The following is an 18,633-nucleotide window of genomic DNA, read 5'->3' as shown; positions in this document are numbered from 1 at the left end:
GTTCCGGCTAACCCTTCAGCATCTGCGCCACTTCCGGCGCGAAGTAAGTCAGGATGCCGTCGCAGCCGGCGCGCTTGAAGGCGAGCAGCGATTCCAGCATCGCTTTCTCGCCGTCGATCCAGCCATTGGCGGCCGCCGCCTTGATCATCGAATATTCGCCCGAAACCTGGTAGGCGAAGGTCGGCATCTGGAACTCGTCCTTCAGCCGGCGGATGATGTCGAGATAGGGCATGCCGGGCTTGACCATCAGCATGTCGGCGCCCTCGGCGATATCCTGCTCGGCCTCGCGCACCGCTTCGTCGGAATTGGCGTGGTCGAGATAGTAGGTCTTCTTGTCGCCCTTGAGCAGGCCGGCGGTGCCGACCGCCTCGCGGTAGGGGCCGTAGAAGGCGGAGGCGAATTTCGTCGCATAGGACATGATCGCCACATCCGAAAAACCGTTGGCGTCGAGTGCGTCGCGGATGGCGCCGATGCGGCCGTCCATCATGTCGGACGGCGCGATGATGTCGGCGCCGGCCGCTGCCTGGATGACGGCCGCGGCGGTCACCTGTTCCACTGTCTCGTCATTGACGATGATGCCGTCGCGCAAGATGCCGTCATGGCCGTGCGAGGTGAACGGATCGAGCGCGGCATCGGTGATGATGCCGATCTCGGGCACCGCGTCCTTGATGGCGCGGGTGGCGCGGTTGATTATGTTTTCCGGGTCGAGGATGTGCGATCCCGTCTGGTCGCGCAGGCTGAGTTCAACATTGGGGAAGGTGGCGATCGCCGGAATGCCGAGCTTAGCGGCCCGCTCGGCCTCCTTGACGGCGAGGTCCAGCGACAGGCGGAAGACGCCGGGCATGGCGGCGATCGGCTCGCGCGTGTTCTTGCCGTCGATCACGAAGATCGGCCAGATCAGATCGTTCACCGTAAGCCGGTTTTCCTGCACCAGGCGGCGCGACCAGTCGGCCTTGCGCATGCGCCGCAAGCGGCGGCTGCCGGTGATCTCGTCGACGCTGCGCGCACCGGCGGGCTTTGCCGGTGCGAATTTGTTGCTCGTCGCGGGGGTGAATTTGTTCATCGCAAAAACTCCGGGTCGGGGCGGCTTTTACCACGAGGCCTTGCCGCTGACCAATGCGACACGATTGTGCCAGTCGATAACGCGCTGCTTACGGCTTCGGCGGCCACGCCAGCTCGGGGCCGGTTTTGAAGAACGACACATTGTTGGTGAAGATGCTCTTCGGGGCAAGCCGGATCAGGCGCCCGTCCGGATGGCCGATGTCGGCGACATTGTCGATGAACCAGCGGTTCCAGGTCGCCTCCGGGCCGAGATATTTGTGCAGCAGCCGTTCGAAGCGGTTCGGCGCCATCGGCTCGATGGTGGCGGAGCCGCGCAGGCCGAGATGCAGCAGGATGCCGGCCTCATTGTCGAAATGGACGATCTCCACGGCGCAGCGCGGGTCACGTTCGAGGTGTTTGACAGCACTTGCGCCGGTCGCGAGCAGCCAGATCGCAGCGTCCTCCCAGATGAACCACATCGGCGCGTTGCGCGGCGCGCCGTCAGCGGTCACGGTCGCCAGATTGGCCATCAGCGGGCGGCTGAGAACATCATCCGGGTCGAACTTTTTCGGCATCCCCCAGCCACGGCTCGGCGCTGCGGTTTCAAGCGTCATGCGTTTGTCCCTGCATCAGAAGAAAGGCTGTTTTGCCCGGCAATTTTGCGCGCATTTCTGCCGGGGGCAAAGCACGGTCGCGTTCCCTTGCGAACATCCAAACCGCGCCCGCCGGTTGACGCACCCATGCGCCACCTTTAGCACTTCAGTCCCGCAGGCGCGGGGAGGGATTCTCTGACGATGGATTTTGGCGGCGGCGACGAGATCCGCTTCGAACGGTTGGGCAAGGCGGGCGTCGTCACGCTGACGCGGCCGCAGGCGCTCAATGCGCTGACACATCGCATGATCAAGGCGCTGGACAAGGCGCTCGACGCTTTTGAGCGCGACGCCGGCATCGATGTCGTCGTCGTCAAGGCCGAGGGCAGGGCGTTTTGCGCCGGCGGCGACATCATGCACGTCTACGAGGCCCGCGCCGGAAAGCCGCCGGTCGAGTTCTTCGCCGACGAATACCGGCTTAACGCCCGCATTAACAGTTACAAAAAGCCGTACGTCGCGCTGATCGACGGGATCGTGATGGGCGGCGGCGTCGGCATCTCGTTCCACGGCTCGCAGCGCGTGCTGACCGAGAACGCCCAGTTCGCCATGCCCGAAGTCGGCATCGGTTTCTTCCCCGATGTCGGCGGCAGCCATCTTCTGCCCGACCTTGGCGGCAGTTTCGGCATGTATCTGGCGCTGACCGGCAACCGCATCCGCTATGGCGATGCGCTGTGGTCTGGCCTGGCCACCCACACCATAAAGGCCGCCGACCAATCCGCCTTTCTCGATCGGCTCTGCGCCAATGGCGATCCGGAATCGGTGCTGCGCGGCTTCTTCGTGCCGGCCCGGCGCGAAACCGCCCAGCCGGTGCTGGAAGCCATCGCCCGGCATTTTTCCCAACCCTCGCTCGCCGAAATCCTCGATAGCCTGGAGCGGGCGGCCGGCGCCGACGAGTTTGCCGCCAAGACGCTGGCCACCATCCGCACCCGCTCGCCCACCAGCCTCAATGTCGCCTGGCGCCAGATCAGCGCCGGGCTGACGCTGTCGATGGAAGCCTGCATGAAGATGGAGTTCCGCATCCTCAACCGCATGCTGGCCGGGCACGACTTCTATGAAGGCATCCGCGCCGTCCTCGTCGACAAGGGTTCGACGCCGCAGTGGCGGCCGGCAAGCCTGGCCGAGGTCGACGCTGCTTCGGTGGACGCCTATTTCGCGCCGCTCGAACGGGAGCTCGAACTGTGAGCGAGGTCACGTCGCGGCGCATCGTGCTGCAGCCCTCGGGTGTCGAGATCATCTTCGCCTGGTTCCAGCGCGTCATAGCGGGCTATTGCCTGCTGTTCGGCATCCTGTACTGGATCCGGCTGATCGGCTTTTATCCCGGCCCGCTGTGGCGCTTCGACCTGATGCCGGTGCACTGGCAGGTCGTGGCGGTGATGCTGGCCGTGTTCTTCCCCTTCGCCGCCGCCGGCCTCTGGATGCTGGCGTCGTGGGGCCCGGTGATCTGGTTCATCTGCGCGGTGACCGAGACCATCATGTATGCCGGCTTCCCCGATCTGTACGGCCACCGGCCGCTGATCGTCTTCTCGCATGCCGCGGTCGCGCTGCTCTACATCGCCTTCCGCATCGTCATCTGGATGCGCAAGCGCCCCGCGCGCGCCTGAAACGCCGCCCCGCAGCCATTGGCTAAATCTTTAGGTTAATTATCCTTGCTCGGGTGACCGTTCGTTAAGCGTCTTGCGAAACCTATTACCGGTAAGCTCTTGTTAGCCCTAGCGTTTAAGTCGAATTTTATGAGTATTCGATAGTGTCGCAATCAAGGTGAAAAACAAAAAATCACCAGGGCGACAAACGAGAGGCAAAGACAATGATCAATTCGCGTCCGGCGGCGAAGACCGCCAACGTATCCGACGATCGCCGCGAGGCTATCCGTTCGCTTTACATGGAATCGCTTCAGCTGGTGGAGCGTTTGCATCGCCGTCTGCTTGACGTGATCAAGGACGAGTTCGACCGCAACGGCCGTTCCGACATCAATGCCATCCAGGCGCTGCTTCTGTTCAATATCGGCAATTCCGAATTGACCGCCGGCGAGCTGCGCTCGCGTGGCTACTATCTCGGCTCGAACGTCTCCTACAATCTGAAGAAGCTGGTCGATCTCGGCTTCATCAACCACCAGCGCTCGCGCATCGACCGCCGTTCGGTCCGCGTTTCGCTGACGCCGAAGGGCAATGAAGTGGCGGAAGTCGTCGCCGGTCTCTATGAGCGCCATGTCGGCTCGATCGAACAGGTCGGCGGCATCAACAGCGAAGAGTTCAAGCAGATGAACCGCGCGCTGCAGCGCCTCGACCGCTTCTGGAACGACACCATCGCTTATCGGATGTAAGACGCGGCACTGAATAGCAGCTGCGCCGGAAGAAGCGCGGCCGGAGGAAAGTCTCAGTCAACAGGCCGGTGCCGAAAAGCACCGGCCTTTTCTTTTTCGAGCCGCCTGCGCGTCCAAATTCGGCGCAAAGCCACGTTGCCGCCATATTCGCGGTGGAAGCGAGGGTGCGGGTGATGCGGCGGCGAAAGCCATAGGCGCGCCTGTAATGTCGCATTGCGGTCCGCTTTTCACGGCTAAGTGATGCAGGTCATGGTTGGCTAATTGTTAACAGTGCCAACTTTAGAGTGCGGGCGATATCGCCCAAGATCGAGCACGTAGCCGAACGCTGCAACAGCCAAACGCTACAAGCCAAACACGACAGGAATGTCTGGAACGTCCATGAGAACCAGCCGCCGCTTTTTCCTTTCCGGAGCTTCCGCGCTCGCCGTTGCCATGGTTGCCAATGCCGCCAGCGCGCAGGATGTGATCGACGACATCCTGAAGTCTTCGAACCGTGGCAATTGGGACGACCAGTTCGACGCCCGCGCCTCCGAAGGCGGCAAGGTCGCCTCGACGCTGCCGATCTTCAGCCTACAGACGGTCGCCTTCACCGAACAGGCTGTGGCGCAGTATCAGAACATCGTCGCCCAGGGCGGCTGGGGCGAGGTGCCGGCGACAAAGAAGCTGCAGCTTGGCGTCGACGATCCGGACGTGGTGCCGCTGCGCAAGCGGCTGATGGTTTCGGGCGACCTGGCGCAGAGCGCCGGCATTTCGACGTCGTTCGATTCCTATGTCGACGCCGCGGTCAAGCGCTTCCAGGCGCGCCATGGCCTGCCGGCCGACGGCGCCATGGGCAAATACACCTATGCGGCGATGAACGTTTCGGCGCAGATCCGCCTCGGTCAGCTGCAGACCAATCTGGAGCGCCTGCGCGAAAAGGCCGGCACGCTGGGCAGCCGTTATGTGCTGGTCGATATCCCGGCGGCACAGATCGAGGCGGTCGAGAACGATCGCGTCGTGCTGCGCCACACCGCAATCGTCGGCAAGATCGACCGCCAGACCCCGGTGGTCAATTCCAAGATCAACGAGATCATCGTCAATCCTTACTGGAACGCGCCGGTCTCGATCGTGCGCAAGGACATCATTCCGCTGATGCGGAAGAACCCCGACTATCTCAAGGACAGCCACATCCGGCTGTTTGCGCCTGATGGCAGCGAAGTCGATCCGATGACTGTCGACTGGTCGACGGATGATGCCGCGAAATACCGCTTCCGCCAGGATCCGGGTTCCGGCAACGCCATGGCCTCGGTGAAGATCAACTTCCCCAGCCCCGACGGCGTCTACATGCACGATACGCCGCAGCAAAGCCTGTTTGGCAAGATGATGCGCTTCGATTCCTCGGGCTGCGTGCGTGTCCAGAACGTGCGCGACCTCGTCACATGGATCCTGCGCGACACACCCGGCTGGGACCGCCAGCATTTCGAGGCTACCATCAAGACCGGCGAGAACACGCCGGTGCAGGTCGTCAACCCGGTTCCGGTCCACTTCCTCTATGTGTCGGCCTGGTCGACGGGTCCGGGCGTCGTGCAGTTCCGCGACGACGTCTACGCGCTCGATGGCGCCAGCGAACTGCAGATCACCTCTTCGCTCTAAGCGGCTGATCTCATTTAGGAAAGGCCACCGCAAGGTGGCCTTTTCCGTTCGACATCCCAACAGAAGAAGACTGGTGGCCGCCAGCCATGCAGGCCATGAACACTGCCGGACGTTGCGCCGCAGGCCCATCTGGACGGACTAACGGCAATTGCGCATGGTCCTCAAAACAGCCGGAATCGCGCCATGCAGGTCGCAATCTTCATCCTCGCCGTGCTGGTCTTCGTCGCTCTTTCCGGCGCACTGGTGCGGTTGGTTCGGGTGCCGCTGCCGGTGCTGCAGATTGCCATCGGCGCCGCGCTCGCCTGGCCGGTGAAAGGCATCCATGTCGAGATCGACCCCGAACTCTTCCTGCTGGTGTTCATTCCGCCGCTTTTGTTCGGCGATGCCTATGGAGCGCCCAAACGCGAGCTGATCGCGCTGCGCGGACCGATCCTCGATCTGGCCATCGGGCTGGTCTTCTTTACCATTGTCGGCTTCGGTTATGCCTTGCACTGGTTGGTGCCGAGCATCCCGCTGGTCGTCGCCTTCGCGCTCGCCGCCGTGCTGTCCCCGACCGACGCCGTGGCGGTGTCCTCGATCGTCGACAGAAGCCTGGTGCCGGCGCGGCTGATGCATATTCTGGAAGGCGAGGCGCTGCTCAACGACGCCTCGGGCCTGGTCATGTTCCGCTTCGCCGTCGCCGCCGCCGTGACCGGCAGCTTTTCCTTCGCCGATGCATCGCTGTCCTTCGTCTATGCCGTCGCCATCGGCATCCTGGCCGGCATCGCCGCGTTGTTCATCGCCGCCAGGCTGCTGCAGCTTCTGAATCGCATCGGCGGCGTTCCGGCCGAGGCGCAGGTTCTGGTCATGGTCCTGCTGCCCTTCATTGCCTATCTCGTCGCCGAACATCTGCATGCCTCAGGCATTCTGGCGGCGGTCACCGCCGGGCTTTTGACCGGCGGCTCCGGCGTCTTCCGCTTCCTCGGCGTCTCGGCGCGCATGCAGACGATCTCGCTGTGGACGACCTTGTCCTTCGTCTACAATGGCGCGCTGTTCATCGTGCTCGGCATGCAGCTTCCCGAAATCATTCGCCGCGTGCCGCCCGAACTGACCGGCCATTACCCGATCATCCAGCCGGTCGCGACGGTGATAGCGCTGACGCTGTGCCTGATCGCGCTGCGCTTCCTCTGGATCTGGGTCGGCGATATCGCGGCAGGCCTCAAGGCAAAATGGGGAAAGCGCAAGGCCGAGCCGTTTGGCATGCGTGTGCGGCTTGCCGGCTCGGTGGCGGGCGTGCGCGGCGCGATCACGCTGGCCGGCATCCTGTCGCTCCCGCTCGCCATGCCGGACGGCTCGCCTTTTCCCGCGCGCGACCTGGTGATCTTCCTCGCCGCCGGCGTCATCATCTGTTCGCTCGCCATCGCCAGCGTGGCGCTGCCGAAGATAGCGCGCGGGCTGGTCGAGCCGGGCGAGGATGGCAGCGCCATCGAGGAGCGTCTCGCCCGCATCGGCGCCGCCAAGGCGGCCATCGCCCGCGTCGAAAGCATGGCGGGCGCCAGCGACGACGACCACGGCGAGGTGCCCGGCGCCAGGCTTGCCGCCGCCGAAAACATCGTCGCCGGCTACCGGCGCCGGATCGCCAGTTCGGACGAGGCCGACGACGCCCGGGCAGAGGCCCGCGAGGCCGGGCGGCTGAAGCTCGAAATGCGGCCGGCATCGACCCCGAGCGCACCGCCGTGCGCGACATGTTAAGCAGCGGTGCGATCAACGACCACACGGCGAGGGCGTTGTTTACCGAGATCACGCTCACCGAAGCCTTGCTGCAGGGGCGGCAGGAGCGAAAATAGCGGTTCAGGGCCGCTCTGGCGCAATCCGGCCAGCAAATTTCGCGCTGCAAACGTGGCGAGGCGAAAACAACTGTGTTAATGGCGCGGCAATGCATGTCGCCCGGAACCGTGCAGCGGTTTCGGGGCAAGGATATGCATAGATAATTGCCCCGAACCGAAGGATTTCAGGCCATGGCAACTGCAGCGGCAGCGTCGAACAAATTCGAATCCTTCTTCGAAACCACGCTGGAAGATGCCGATCCGGAGATCTTCGGCTCGATCCGCAACGAGCTTGGCCGCCAGCGCCATGAGATCGAGCTGATCGCCTCGGAAAACATCGTTTCGCGCGCCGTGCTCGAAGCGCAGGGCTCGATCATGACCAACAAATACGCCGAGGGTTATCCGGGCAAGCGCTATTATGGCGGCTGCCAGTTCGTCGACGTCGCCGAAGAACTCGCCATCGAGCGCGCCAAAAAGCTGTTCGGCTGCAACTTCGCCAATGTCCAGCCGAATTCCGGCAGCCAGATGAACCAGGCGGTCTTCCTGGCGCTGCTGCAGCCGGGCGATACCTTCATGGGCCTCGACCTGAACTCGGGCGGCCACCTCACGCACGGCTCGCCCGTCAATATGAGCGGCAAATGGTTCAAGGTCGTTTCCTATGGCGTGCGCAAGGACGACCATCTGCTCGACATGGACGCGATCGAAAAGACCGCGCATGAGACCAAGCCGAAGCTGATCCTGGCCGGCGGCACCGCCTATTCGCGCATCTGGGACTGGAAGCGCTTTCGCGAGATCGCCGATGCGGTCGGCGCCTATCTGATGGTCGACATGGCCCATATCGCCGGCCTGGTTGCCGGCGGCGTGCATCCGTCACCGCTGCCGCACGCCCATGTGGTCACCACAACCACGCACAAGTCGCTGCGCGGCCCGCGCGGCGGCATGATCCTGTGCAATGACGAGGACATCGCCAAGAAGATGAACTCGGCGGTTTTCCCCGGCCTGCAGGGCGGGCCGCTGATGCATGTCATCGCCGCCAAGGCGGTCGCCTTTGGCGAGGCGCTGAAGCCGAGTTTCAAACTCTATGCCGAGAGCGTCGCCGCCAACGCCAAGGCGCTGGCGTCGAGCCTCAAGGAAACCGGCCTCGACATCGTCTCCGGCGGCACCGACAATCATCTGATGCTGGTCGATCTCAGGCCCAAGAACGCCACCGGCAAGCGCGCCGAGGCAGCGCTCGGCCGCGCCAACATCACCTGCAACAAGAACGGCATCCCGTTCGATCCGGAAAAGCCTTTCGTCACCTCTGGCGTGCGTCTGGGCACGCCGGCCGGCACCACGCGCGGCTTCGGCCAGGCCGAGTTCCGCGAGATCGGCAAGCTGATCGCCGAAGTGCTGGACGGGCTGAAGGTCGCCAATTCCGACGAAGGCAATGCGGCGGTCGAGGCGGCGGTGAAGGCCAAGGTCGTGGCGCTGACCGATCGTTTCCCGCTCTATCCCTATCTCGGTTGACCGCCAGCGGCGCTTCGTCTTTTATCCCGCGCTCTGCGCCGGTTGCTGTTCGGGCGGCGCGGCCTGTTGGAGATCTGACGATGCGCATGTTCCATCCTGCCGTTCTGGCCTTTCTCGGCTCGCTTGCCGCTGTCGCCGTGTCGGGCGCGATCGCCCAGGAGCAGACGCAGCCGGGCACGGATATCCCGGGCACCAACACCTTTGGCAGGTGGACCACCATCATTGATGCGCTCGACACCGGCCAGGATTCGCACAAGACCTGTGCGGCCTCCACGGCCTTTCTCGACGGCAACGGCAATGCCGGCACGCTGACGCTTTCGATCTCGACTGGCGACGCCCTGCCGCCCGATGCCTATCCGGCGATCATGTTCACGATCGCCAACAAGGACCTGCCGACCGGCAAGAAGATCGCCGCGACCTTTGGCGACCCCGGCGTCAAGGTTTCCGCGACCGTCTATTCCAATGATGCCGGCCGCCCGAGCTGGACCGTCGACAACCAGGTCAAGACCAGTCTCGCTTTGTTGCGGGCCATGCGCCAGGTCATCTCGCTCGATGTGACGTTCGGCAAGCAGGCTGTCGCCAGCATCCCGATGGATGGCTTCACCAAGGCCTACCGCAACCTCGGAACGTCCTGCGGCTTCCCGACCAAGGACGTCGCCCCCTGACATATCTGGCGCGGCTGGCAATTTTCCTCCCGCCTCGCTATCTCTGAGGGCGCGAGCGGCCGTTGCCGAACCTTTGCCGTCCCGGCAAAAACCTCTAAGCCTATCGTTCCGCCAGAATCGCCAACCTGAAGGCTCTCCATGCGCTGTCCCTATTGCCAGTCCGAAGATACGCAGGTGAAGGATTCGCGCCCCGCCGAGGATGGCGCGGCGATCCGCCGGCGGCGCGTCTGTCCCGATTGCGGTGGCCGTTTCACCACCTTCGAGCGCGTCCAGTTGCGCGACCTCGTGGTGGTGAAGAAGTCCGGCAGAAAGGTGCCGTTCGACCGCGACAAGCTCTTGCGTTCGGTGGAGATCGCGGTGCGCAAGCGCAATGTCGATCCCGAGCGCATCGACCGCGCCGTCACCGGCATCGTGCGCCAGCTCGAAAGCTCCGGCGAGACGGAAATCGCCTCGGGCGAGGTCGGCCGGCTCGTCATGGAAGCGCTGAAGTCGCTCGACGACGTCGCCTATGTCCGCTTCGCCTCTGTCTATCGCAATTTCCGCGAGGCCAAGGATTTCCACGATGTGCTGGGTGAGCTCAAAGGTGACGAACTCAAAGGCGACGAGCTGAAGAGCGAAGAGGACGCCGGCTGAGCATGGCAAGCCAAACGTCAGGGAAGGCCGATCAGCAGGCCCTCGATCGCCGCTTCATGGCCGCAGCGCTGAGGCTCTCGCGCAGAAATGCCGGCCGCACGTCGACCAACCCTTCCGTCGGCACCATCATCGTTCGCGACGATGGCGCCGGGCCGACGATCGTCGGCACCGGCGTCACCGCTGTTGGCGGCCGGCCGCATGCCGAGACCGAGGCGCTGGCTGAAGCCGGCGAGTTGGCGCGCGGCGCCACGGCCTATGTCACGCTGGAGCCCTGCGCCCACCATGGCCGCACCCCGCCTTGCGCCAACGCGCTGGTCAATGCCGGAGTGGCGCGGGTCGTCGGCGCCGCCAGCGATCCCGATCCGCGCGTCTCCGGCAAAGGCTATGCCATCCTGCGCGCCGCCGGCATCGAAGTGGTCGAAAAGGTGCTGGTCGAGGAAGCCGCCGAGCAGATGGCCGGCTATTTGATTCGATCCCTGAAAAAGCGCCCGGAAGTGACTCTGAAGCTTGCGCTTTCCAGCGACGGCAAGATCGGCAGGCATGGCGCCGGCCAGGTTGCGATCACCGGCGATGTCGCCCGCCGCGAAGTCTATCTGATGCGCGCCGAAGCCGATGGCATACTGGTCGGCATCGGCACGGCGCTGGAGGATGATCCCGCGCTCACCGTGCGGCTGCCGGGGCTGGAGAACCGCTCGCCGGCGCGCATCGTGCTCGACCGCCAGATCAGGCTGCCCGAAGCCTCGAAGCTGGTCTCCGGCATCGACCGGGTGCCGCTCTATATCGCCGCGAGCCTGGAGGCCGACCCGCTGCGGCGGTCGGTGCTGGAGCGTGCCGGTGTGCGCTTCATCGGCACCGAAACCCATGAAGGCGGCATTGCCTTGCCGGAGCTGCTCGAGGATCTCGGCGCGCTCGGCATGGCCAGCGTTCTGGTCGAAGGCGGCGCCAAGGTGGCCAGCGCCTTCCTCGCCGAAGGACTGGTCGACCGCATCGTGCTGTTCCAGGGACCGGAAGCGATCGGCGAGGGCGGCATTGCATCGCCCATCGACGCCAACCATATCCCGGCAGGCTTCCGCAAATTGCGCGAGATGCGCTTCGGGGAAGACAGCTATGCCGAATGGGTGAGAGATATCTGAAATGTTCACTGGAATTGTCACCGATATCGGCACCGTCGCGGCCGTCAAGCCGCTGAGCGAAGGCGTCGGCCTGCGCATCGACACCGCCTATGACCCCGCGACGATCGCCATCGGTGCCTCGATCTCCTGCGGCGGCGTCTGCCTGACGGTGACGGCGCTGCCAGATGGCGGCTCGAACGCCCGCTGGTTCGAGGTCGAAGCCTGGGAAGAGGCACTGAGGCTGACCACGGCGTCGGGCTGGAAATCAGGCACCAAGGTCAATCTCGAGCGGGCACTGAAGATCGGCGACGAACTCGGCGGCCACATCGTGTCGGGTCATGTCGACGGCATGGCCGAAATCGCCGAGCGGAAGGATGAAGGCGATGCCGTTCGCTTCACGCTGGAGGCGCCGCGCGAACTGGCAAAATTCATTGCCCCAAAAGGCTCCGTCGCACTCGACGGCACCTCGCTTACCGTCAACAAGGTCGAAGGCGCCCGTTTCGATGTGCTGTTGATCCACCATTCGCTGACCGTGACGACTTGGGGCGAGCGCAAGGTGGGCGACAAGGTCAACCTCGAGATCGACACCATGGCCCGCTACGCCGCGCGACTGGTCGAGGCAGTGAAAGAGGGGCTTTGAGCCCCCCTGGGAAATTAGACCGGGCCTGAGCGTCGGACAAAGCTTGCGAATGTGACCGCTTCAGCCTAAGTCACCGGTACCCCCGGAGACATTCATGGCAGGCACATCCCAACACGGCAAAGCGTTCATTCGCCCGAAGAAGAAGGCCCACCTTCTGATTATCGAGGCGCGCTTTCATGACGATCTTGCCGACGCGCTGCTCGACGGCGCGACGAGCGCGCTCGACGAAGCCGGCGCGACCTATGACGTCATCACCGTTCCCGGTTCGCTGGAAATTCCAGCAGTGATCACTTTTGCGCTCGACGGCATGGGCGAGGGCGGCAAGGACTATGATGGTTTTGTCGCGCTCGGCACCATCATTCGTGGCGACACTTATCATTTCGACATCGTCGCCAATGAATCGAGCCGCGCGCTGATGGATCTCTCGGTGCAGGAAGCGATTGCGATCGGCAACGGCATCCTGACCACCGAGAACGACGCGCAGGCCTGGACGCGCGCCAAGCGCTCGGAGGGCGACAAGGGCGGCTTTGCCGCGCGCGCGGCGCTGACCATGATCGCGCTCAAGGAGAAGCTGGGAGCGCAATCGTGAGCGAACCCGCTTCGCCCGGCCAGCCCGCGACACGCCATGCCAATAAGCGTGGCGCCGCCCGTCTGGCCGCCGTGCAGGCGCTTTACCAGATGGACGTGGCCGGCAGCGGCGTCTTCGAGATCACCGCCGAATACGAGGCGTTCCGGCTCGGCAAGGAAGTCGACGGCGCGCTTTATCGGGAGGCCGACGCGCAGTGGTTCCGCGCCATCCTGGCCGGCGTCGTCGAGAACCAGACGACCATCGATCCGATCATACGCCAGGCGCTGACGGAAGACTGGCCGCTGTCCAGACTCGATTCGACGTTGCGCGCCATCCTGCGCGCTGGCGTCTACGAACTGATGAAGCGCGACGACGTGCCGGTGGCCGTCATCGTTTCGGAATATGTCGACATCGCCAAGGCCTTCTACGAGGAAGACGAGCCGAAGCTGACCAACGCCGTGCTCGACCGTGTGTCGCGCCGGGTGCGGGGCGAGGGGCGCGGCAAGGACGCATTGTGACCGGCACCGTCGCCGGCGCAGCAAGGGAAGCGCGCCGCACGGCGATCATCCTGGCGACGTCGCAGGCGATTATCGGTTCGGCCGCGCCGATTGCCATTTCCATGGGCGGGCTGGCCGGGCAATATCTGCTTGGCCCCGATAAGTCGCTGGCAACGGCGCCAATCACCGGCTTCAACATCGGCGTGGCGCTCGGCGCGTTGCCGGCCGCGGCCATCATCCGTTGGCTCGGCCAGCGCGGCGGCTTCATGACCGGCACCATCGTCACCGCGCTTGGCGGCGTCATCTCCACGTTGGCTCTGTTCCACGCCAGCTTCTGGCTGTTCGCTTTCGCGCTGCTGGTGATCGGCGTCGGCGGCGCCTTCGTCCAGCAGTTCCGCTTCGCCGCCGCCGATAATGCTCCGCCCGAATTCAAGGCGCGCGCCATTTCCTTCGTGCTGGCCGGCGGCGTCATCACCGCGATTCTCGGGCCGCAGATCGTCATCTTCACCCGCGAATTGCTGGCGCCGGTGATGTTTGCCGGCTCGTTCGTGGCCATTCCGGTTCTGGCGGCGGCCGGCGCCATCATCCTGTCATTCCTGCGCATCCCGGCCAGGGCTCCCGGCCACGCGCAAGTCGCGTCAAGCGACGCCCGGCCGCTGTCCGAGATCGTCACCCGGCCGCGTTTCGTCGCGGCACTGTTTTGCGCCGTCGGCAGCTATGCGCTGATGAGTTTCGTCATGACCGGCGCGCCGCTGGCCATGGTCGGCTGCGGCCTGTCGACGGACGACGCCACGCTCGGCATTTCCTGGCATGTGATGGCGATGTTTGCGCCGAGCTTCTTCACCGGATCGCTGATCCATCGCTTCGGCGCCGAACGCATCGTCGCCACCGGCCTGGTCCTGCTCATCGGCTGCGCCGCGGTGGCATTGTCCGGCCTGCATTTGTGGCAGTTCTGGACGGCGCTGATCCTGCTTGGCCTCGGCTGGAATTTTGCCTTCATCGGCGCCACCTCCATGGTCGCCGACAGCTACCATCCGTCCGAAAAGAGCAAGGTGCAGGGCTTCCACGACTTCGTCCTGTTCGGCTCCGTCGCCTTCGCCTCGCTAATGTCGGGCGCCATCTACAATGCGTGGGGCTGGGAGATGCTGAACTGGCTGGTTTTCCCGGTCGTCGCCCTCTGCTTCGTCGCCCTTGGCGCGCTCAAACTGACCGGATCGCGCAAAGCGCGCGCCTGATCCGGTTCTATCTTTGGCTTGGCACGACGTGTCAGCATGGCGCCGACCGAATCGCGGCGACCGCACAAAATTATTGCGTCTGTACCCATTGTTATGAAACCGTGTGCCCCGACGGGGCGTTGAAGCCATGCTCATATGCGGCCACCGCATTTCGGTCCAAAGCAAGGGGTTTTCACAATGTTTTCAGTCAAGATTCTGGCCGGCGCGGCGTTGGCGCTCGGCATCACGGCCGCCTCCGCCAATGCCCAGGTGGTCGTCTCCTCGAAGATCGACACCGAGGGCGGCGTGCTCGGCAACATCATCCAGCTTGTGCTCAACGCCAACAACATCAAGACCACCGACCGCATCCAGCTCGGCGGCACGCCGGTGGTACGCAAGGCGATCACTGCCGGCGAGATCGACATCTATCCCGAGTACACCGGCAATGCCGCTTTCTTCTTCGAGAAGGCCGACGATCCGGTCTGGAAGGATGCCGCCAAGGCCTATGAGACCGCCAAGAAGCTCGACTATGATGCCAACAAGATCGTCTGGCTGTCGCCGTCACCGGCCAACAACACCTGGGCGATCGCGCTGCGCAAGGAGGTTGCCGAGACCAACAAGCTGGCGACCCTGACCGACTTCGGCAAATATGTCGCCGGTGGCGGCACGGTGGTTTTGGCGGCCTCAGCCGAGTTCGTCAATTCGGCGGCAGCCCTGCCGGCGTTCCAGACCACTTACGGCTTCACGCTGAAGCCCGAGCAGTTGATCACGCTTTCGGGCGGCGACACCGCCGCGACGATCGGTGCTGCCGCCAACCAGACCAACGGCGCCAACGCCGCCATGGTCTACGGCACCGACGGCGGCATCGCGCCGTCCGGCCTGGTCGTGCTCGCCGACGACAAGGGCGTGCAGCCGGTCTACCAGCCGGCGCCGATCATCCGCGAAGCGGTGCTGAAAGAGCATCCGGAGATCGAGACGCTGTTGAAGCCGGTGTTCGCCAAGCTCGACCTCGTCACGCTGCAGGAACTCAACGGCCGCGTCCAGGTCGGCGGCGAGCCGGTCAAGGGTGTCGCCGAGGACTTTTTGAAGAAGAACGGGTTTTTGAAGTAGTCAGCGCATAGCTGATCGTGACGCTGGTGCGAGACACCCCTCTCTGGAAGCTGCTGATCTCCCCCCTTGCGGGGGAGATGTCCGGCAGGACAGAGGGGGGTGCTGTCCCGCCGACCTCACAACCGGTAGCAGGTGCGTGCCTCGACAGGGTTGCTTCTGAACAAGCCGACGCTCGAAAGCTGGCGATCCTTCACACCCCCCTCTGGCCTGCCGGCCATCTCCCCCGCAAGGGGGGAGATCGGATTTCGCGTCGGCTTTCGCCGATCACCGGCGTAGTCTGCGCAACGTGGAAAATCGCTCCTCATGAGGGGCATCCATGACCCTGCGTTTCGACAAGCTCGGCATGGTTATCGCGGCGATCGTTGCCTATGCGGCGTTTCTGGCCCCGTTCGCCACCTTCCGCGCCAATCGTATCGTTCCCGGTCAGGCGCGCTCGATCCTCGAGGCGCTGCCGGCCACAGTCGGGCCGCTGCTGCTGGCGGTCGTCGTCGTGGCCGCAATTGTTGCGTTGCTGAAAACCCCGCTTGTCCTGCGCCTGGCTGCAAGCGTCGTGGCGCTCGCCGCCCTTGCCATCCTGATCGGTGTCGCCGGCACCTTCCTGACGCCGGCCGGCAACACCTTCGCCCGCATCTCGCCGGCTTCCGGCTTCTGGCTGTTGATCTTTGCCTTCACATTGTTGCTCGCCGACGTGCTGACCAGGCTCAACCTGTCGCCACCGGCCCGCATCGGCGTGCTCGTCCTCGCGGCGCTGGCCATCGGCTTGTTGCTGATATCGGGGCAGTGGGACAGCCTGTCGATCCTCAAGGAATATGCAAACCGCGCCGATAGTTTCTGGGCCGAAGGCTCCAAGCACATCACACTGGCGCTGGGGTCGCTGGCGGCGGCGGTGATCGTCGGCCTGCCGCTCGGCATCCTGTGCCACCGCGTCGAACGGTTGCGGGCCGGCGTGCTCAATGTGCTCAACATCGTCCAGACCATACCCTCGATCGCGCTGTTCGGCCTGCTGATCGCGCCGCTCGGCTGGGTTGCCGCGCATGTTCCGGGTGCCGCAGCGCTCGGTATCAGAGGCATCGGCACCGCGCCCGCCTTCGTTGCCTTGTTCCTCTATTCGCTGCTGCCGGTGGTGGCCAACACCGTGGTCGGGCTTGCCGGCGTACCCCGCGCGGCCAATGATGCAGCGCGCGGCATGGGCATGACCGATGGCCAGCGCCTGTTCGGCGTCGAGTTTCCGTTGGCCTTTCCGGTGATCCTCACCGGCATCCGCATCGTGCTGGTGCAGAACATCGGCCTGGCCACCATCGCAGCACTCATCGGCGGCGGCGGCTTCGGTGTGTTTGTGTTTCAGGGCGTTGGCCAGACGGCGATGGACCTGGTGCTGCTGGGCGCCGTGCCGACGGTGGCGCTGGCTTTTGCCGCGGCCATCATCCTCGACGCAGTAATCGAGATGACCGCCACCAGGCGCAGGGTTGAAACGGCATGATCGAGATCGAAGGCATTACCAAGCGCTATGACGCGACGACCGTGGTCAACGACGTGTCCATGGTCGTCGAGCCGCGCACGGTTTGCGTCATTGTCGGTACCTCCGGTTCCGGCAAGACGACGCTGCTGCGAATGATCAACCGGCTGGTCGAGCCGACCGCCGGCGTCATCAAGCTCGACGGCAACGACAACCGCTCGCTGCCCGGCTACGAACTGCGCCGCAGCATCGGCTACGCCATCCAGGGCCACGGCCTGTTCCCGCACCGCACCGTTGCGCAGAACATCGCCACCGTGCCGGTCCTGCTGGGCTGGGACAAGGACCGCATCAAGGCCCGCGTCGATGAGTTGATGACACTCTACCAGCTCGACCCCGAGGCTTATGGCCCGCGCTACCCGCACGAACTGTCCGGCGGGCAACAGCAGCGTGTCGGCGTCGCCCGCGCGCTCGCCGCCGAGCCCAATGTGCTTCTGATGGACGAGCCGTTCGGCGCACTCGACCCGATCATCCGCACCAAGGCGCAGGAGGACCTGCTGGCAATCCAGAAGCGCTTCGGTACCACCATCATCCTCGTCACCCACGACATGGAGGAGGCGGTCCACATGGGCGACAAGATCGCCGTCATGGATGCCGGAAAGCTGGTGCAATACGCCAAGCCGGAAGAGATCCTGGCGCGGCCGGCGAACGCCTTCGTCGAAACCCTGGTCGGCGCCAGCGAAAAGCCGTTCCGGCTCTTGTCGCTCGGCCGCGTGCGCGAGGCCGTGGAAAAGGGGTCTGCCGAAGGCGAGGCGATCCCAGGCGACGCCAGCCAGCGCGACGCGCTGGCCGAGCTTCTGTGGTCGGGCCGGCCCGCGCTGCCGGTCAAGGGCGAAGACGGCAAGCCGCTCGGCCGCGTCACCGTCGACGGGCTGGTGAAGCGCGCGGCGAGGCCGGCATGAAAGGGGCCGGTCTAAAAGCCTGGCTGCCTTCGCTGCTCAGGCTTGCACTGGTGGTGCTTCTCATAGCCTTCGTCACCAATCCCGGCTGGTTCGAGCCGCTGTTGAAGCCGCTGACCGAAAACAATGCGCCGGCGATCTACAATCAGGGCAGCCTGCTGACGCTGACCCTGCTGCATCTCAGGACCGTGCTGATCGCTACCGTCGCCGCAACCATCGTTGCCGTGGCGCTTGCCATCCTGGTGACCAGGCCGGCGGGCGCCGAATTCCTGCCGCTGTCGCGCAGTCTGGTGAACATCGGCCAGACCTTTCCGCCGGTGGCGGTGCTGGCGCTGGCGGTGCCCGCCGTCGGTTTCGGCGAGAAGCCGACGCTGATTGCGCTGTTTCTCTACGGCCTGCTGCCGATCTTCGAGAACGCGCTGACCGGCCTCACGACGCTGCCGGGCAACATCATGGAGGCCGCGCGCGGCGCCGGCATGACCGGCTGGCAAAGGCTGATCAAGGTCGAATTGCCGCTGAGCGCGCCGATCATTCTGGGCGGCATAAGGCTGTCGGTGGTGATCAGCCTGGCCACGGCGACGATCGGTTCGACGGTTGCCGCCAAGACGCTGGGCGAGGTGATCATCGCCGGCCTGCTGTCCAACAATCTCGCCTTCGTCCTGCAAGGCGGCCTGATCGTCGCGGCGCTGGCGGTGCTGATCTATGACGGACTGTCCGCCATCGAGCGCTACACCGCGCGCAAGATGGGGCAGGAGACTGGCGACTGACCGTCGCTGGACTGCGGGCAAAGCATTGACTGACGCGGCGTCATTTCAATCGATCTAATAG

18 protein-coding genes and 1 pseudogene are annotated in these 18,633 nt (G+C 64.5%); 17 read left to right on the top strand and 2 right to left on the bottom strand.

Annotation, left to right across the window (positions count from 1 at the left end):
- Positions 1–7 precede the first annotated feature (7 nt).
- Both hemB and NKI31_RS01820 read right to left on the bottom strand, forming a co-directional pair.
- Positions 8–1,063: a porphobilinogen synthase gene (gene hemB, locus NKI31_RS01825; RefSeq protein WP_023743621.1), complete on the bottom strand. Its 1,056-nt coding sequence runs from the start codon at positions 1,061–1,063 to the stop codon at positions 8–10.
- 88 nt (positions 1,064–1,151) lie between these two features.
- On the bottom strand, positions 1,152–1,655 hold the full coding sequence (locus NKI31_RS01820; RefSeq protein WP_352650177.1) for a pyridoxamine 5'-phosphate oxidase family protein: 504 nt from the start codon (positions 1,653–1,655) through the stop codon (positions 1,152–1,154).
- Positions 1,656–1,835: 180 nt separating this feature from the next.
- Between NKI31_RS01820 and NKI31_RS01815 the strand changes: the two genes are divergently transcribed.
- The 17 genes and pseudogenes from NKI31_RS01815 to NKI31_RS01735 all read left to right on the top strand — a co-directional run bounded on the left by NKI31_RS01815 (position 1,836) and on the right by NKI31_RS01735 (position 18,572).
- On the top strand, positions 1,836–2,873 hold the full coding sequence (locus NKI31_RS01815; RefSeq protein WP_023823271.1) for an enoyl-CoA hydratase/isomerase family protein: 1,038 nt from the start codon (positions 1,836–1,838) through the stop codon (positions 2,871–2,873).
- Complete coding sequence (locus NKI31_RS01810) at positions 2,870–3,292, top strand: DUF6163 family protein (RefSeq protein ID WP_023672998.1); 423 nt, start codon at positions 2,870–2,872, stop codon at positions 3,290–3,292. Before NKI31_RS01815 ends, NKI31_RS01810 begins: the two co-directional genes overlap by 4 nt.
- 203 nt (positions 3,293–3,495) lie before the next feature.
- The gene (ldtR, locus tag NKI31_RS01805; protein ID WP_023672997.1) at positions 3,496–4,011 is read left to right on the top strand and encodes a transcriptional regulator LdtR; all 516 of its coding nucleotides are present in this window, start codon (positions 3,496–3,498) and stop codon (positions 4,009–4,011) included.
- 378 nt (positions 4,012–4,389) lie between these two features.
- Entirely contained in the window at positions 4,390–5,643 is a 1,254-nt protein-coding gene (locus NKI31_RS01800) for a L,D-transpeptidase family protein (protein ID WP_023682396.1), read from the top strand.
- A 183-nt stretch (positions 5,644–5,826) separates the two neighbouring features.
- Positions 5,827–7,469: pseudogene (locus NKI31_RS01795) on the top strand (Na+/H+ antiporter).
- A gap of 171 nt (positions 7,470–7,640) precedes the next feature.
- Positions 7,641–8,954 carry a serine hydroxymethyltransferase gene (gene glyA / locus NKI31_RS01790; protein WP_023669349.1) on the top strand — a complete coding sequence of 438 codons (1,314 nt, stop codon included), beginning with the start codon at positions 7,641–7,643 and terminating at the stop codon, positions 8,952–8,954.
- Between the two features lie 80 nt (positions 8,955–9,034).
- Positions 9,035–9,619 (top strand): invasion associated locus B family protein, encoded by a 585-nt coding sequence (locus tag NKI31_RS01785; protein WP_352650175.1) that lies wholly within the window; start codon positions 9,035–9,037, stop codon positions 9,617–9,619.
- Between the two features lie 138 nt (positions 9,620–9,757).
- Entirely contained in the window at positions 9,758–10,252 is a 495-nt protein-coding gene (gene nrdR, locus NKI31_RS01780) for a transcriptional regulator NrdR (RefSeq protein ID WP_023669351.1), read from the top strand.
- Positions 10,253–10,254: 2 nt separating this feature from the next.
- Positions 10,255–11,385 carry a bifunctional diaminohydroxyphosphoribosylaminopyrimidine deaminase/5-amino-6-(5-phosphoribosylamino)uracil reductase RibD gene (gene ribD, locus NKI31_RS01775; RefSeq protein WP_023819341.1) on the top strand — a complete coding sequence of 377 codons (1,131 nt, stop codon included), beginning with the start codon at positions 10,255–10,257 and terminating at the stop codon, positions 11,383–11,385.
- Between the two features lies 1 nt (position 11,386).
- Entirely contained in the window at positions 11,387–12,004 is a 618-nt protein-coding gene (locus NKI31_RS01770; protein ID WP_023727518.1) for a riboflavin synthase, read from the top strand.
- Between the two features lie 94 nt (positions 12,005–12,098).
- A complete protein-coding gene (gene ribH / locus NKI31_RS01765) occupies positions 12,099–12,593 on the top strand; it encodes a 6,7-dimethyl-8-ribityllumazine synthase (protein ID WP_023669354.1) in 495 nt (164 codons plus the stop codon).
- On the top strand, positions 12,590–13,090 hold the full coding sequence (gene nusB / locus NKI31_RS01760) for a transcription antitermination factor NusB (protein ID WP_023669355.1): 501 nt from the start codon (positions 12,590–12,592) through the stop codon (positions 13,088–13,090). Before ribH ends, nusB begins: the two co-directional genes overlap by 4 nt.
- Positions 13,087–14,304, top strand: a complete 1,218-nt coding sequence (locus tag NKI31_RS01755) for an MFS transporter (RefSeq protein ID WP_023669356.1) — start codon at positions 13,087–13,089, stop codon at positions 14,302–14,304. Before nusB ends, NKI31_RS01755 begins: the two co-directional genes overlap by 4 nt.
- 177 nt (positions 14,305–14,481) lie before the next feature.
- A complete protein-coding gene (osmF, locus tag NKI31_RS01750; RefSeq protein ID WP_023689505.1) occupies positions 14,482–15,393 on the top strand; it encodes a glycine betaine ABC transporter substrate-binding protein OsmF in 912 nt (303 codons plus the stop codon).
- 316 nt (positions 15,394–15,709) lie between these two features.
- Positions 15,710–16,873, top strand: coding sequence for an ABC transporter permease (locus NKI31_RS01745; RefSeq protein ID WP_352597462.1), 1,164 nt, complete (start codon positions 15,710–15,712; stop codon positions 16,871–16,873).
- Entirely contained in the window at positions 16,870–17,808 is a 939-nt protein-coding gene (locus NKI31_RS01740) for an ABC transporter ATP-binding protein (protein ID WP_023697448.1), read from the top strand. The genes NKI31_RS01745 and NKI31_RS01740 overlap by 4 nt, the downstream gene beginning before the upstream one ends.
- Positions 17,805–18,572 carry an ABC transporter permease gene (locus tag NKI31_RS01735; RefSeq protein WP_023693265.1) on the top strand — a complete coding sequence of 256 codons (768 nt, stop codon included), beginning with the start codon at positions 17,805–17,807 and terminating at the stop codon, positions 18,570–18,572. Before NKI31_RS01740 ends, NKI31_RS01735 begins: the two co-directional genes overlap by 4 nt.
- Positions 18,573–18,633: the final 61 nt, after the last annotated feature.

It is taken from the genome of Mesorhizobium sp. M0659, assembly GCF_040320605.1.
Taxonomy (GTDB): Bacteria; Pseudomonadota; Alphaproteobacteria; order Rhizobiales; family Rhizobiaceae; genus Mesorhizobium.
The sequence above is the reverse complement of the archived record's forward strand: the minus strand, read 5'-3'. Positions and strand labels throughout refer to the sequence as shown.

Excerpts from the sequence above, each read along its gene's own strand:
- hemB (WP_023743621.1), bottom strand. The coding sequence starts at position 1,063 with ATGAACAAATTCACCCCCGCGACGAGCAACAAATTCGCACCGGCAAAG.
- NKI31_RS01820 (WP_352650177.1), bottom strand. The coding sequence starts at position 1,655 with ATGACGCTTGAAACCGCAGCGCCGAGCCGTGGCTGGGGGATGCCGAAA.
- NKI31_RS01815 (WP_023823271.1), top strand. The coding sequence starts at position 1,836 with ATGGATTTTGGCGGCGGCGACGAGATCCGCTTCGAACGGTTGGGCAAG.
- ldtR (WP_023672997.1), top strand. The coding sequence starts at position 3,496 with ATGATCAATTCGCGTCCGGCGGCGAAGACCGCCAACGTATCCGACGAT.
- NKI31_RS01800 (WP_023682396.1), top strand. The coding sequence starts at position 4,390 with ATGAGAACCAGCCGCCGCTTTTTCCTTTCCGGAGCTTCCGCGCTCGCC.
- glyA (WP_023669349.1), top strand. The coding sequence starts at position 7,641 with ATGGCAACTGCAGCGGCAGCGTCGAACAAATTCGAATCCTTCTTCGAA.
- NKI31_RS01785 (WP_352650175.1), top strand. The coding sequence starts at position 9,035 with ATGCGCATGTTCCATCCTGCCGTTCTGGCCTTTCTCGGCTCGCTTGCC.
- nrdR (WP_023669351.1), top strand. The coding sequence starts at position 9,758 with ATGCGCTGTCCCTATTGCCAGTCCGAAGATACGCAGGTGAAGGATTCG.
- ribD (WP_023819341.1), top strand. The coding sequence starts at position 10,255 with ATGGCAAGCCAAACGTCAGGGAAGGCCGATCAGCAGGCCCTCGATCGC.
- NKI31_RS01770 (WP_023727518.1), top strand. The coding sequence starts at position 11,387 with ATGTTCACTGGAATTGTCACCGATATCGGCACCGTCGCGGCCGTCAAG.
- ribH (WP_023669354.1), top strand. The coding sequence starts at position 12,099 with ATGGCAGGCACATCCCAACACGGCAAAGCGTTCATTCGCCCGAAGAAG.
- osmF (WP_023689505.1), top strand. The coding sequence starts at position 14,482 with ATGTTTTCAGTCAAGATTCTGGCCGGCGCGGCGTTGGCGCTCGGCATC.
- NKI31_RS01745 (WP_352597462.1), top strand. The coding sequence starts at position 15,710 with ATGACCCTGCGTTTCGACAAGCTCGGCATGGTTATCGCGGCGATCGTT.
- NKI31_RS01740 (WP_023697448.1), top strand. The coding sequence starts at position 16,870 with ATGATCGAGATCGAAGGCATTACCAAGCGCTATGACGCGACGACCGTG.
- NKI31_RS01735 (WP_023693265.1), top strand. The coding sequence starts at position 17,805 with ATGAAAGGGGCCGGTCTAAAAGCCTGGCTGCCTTCGCTGCTCAGGCTT.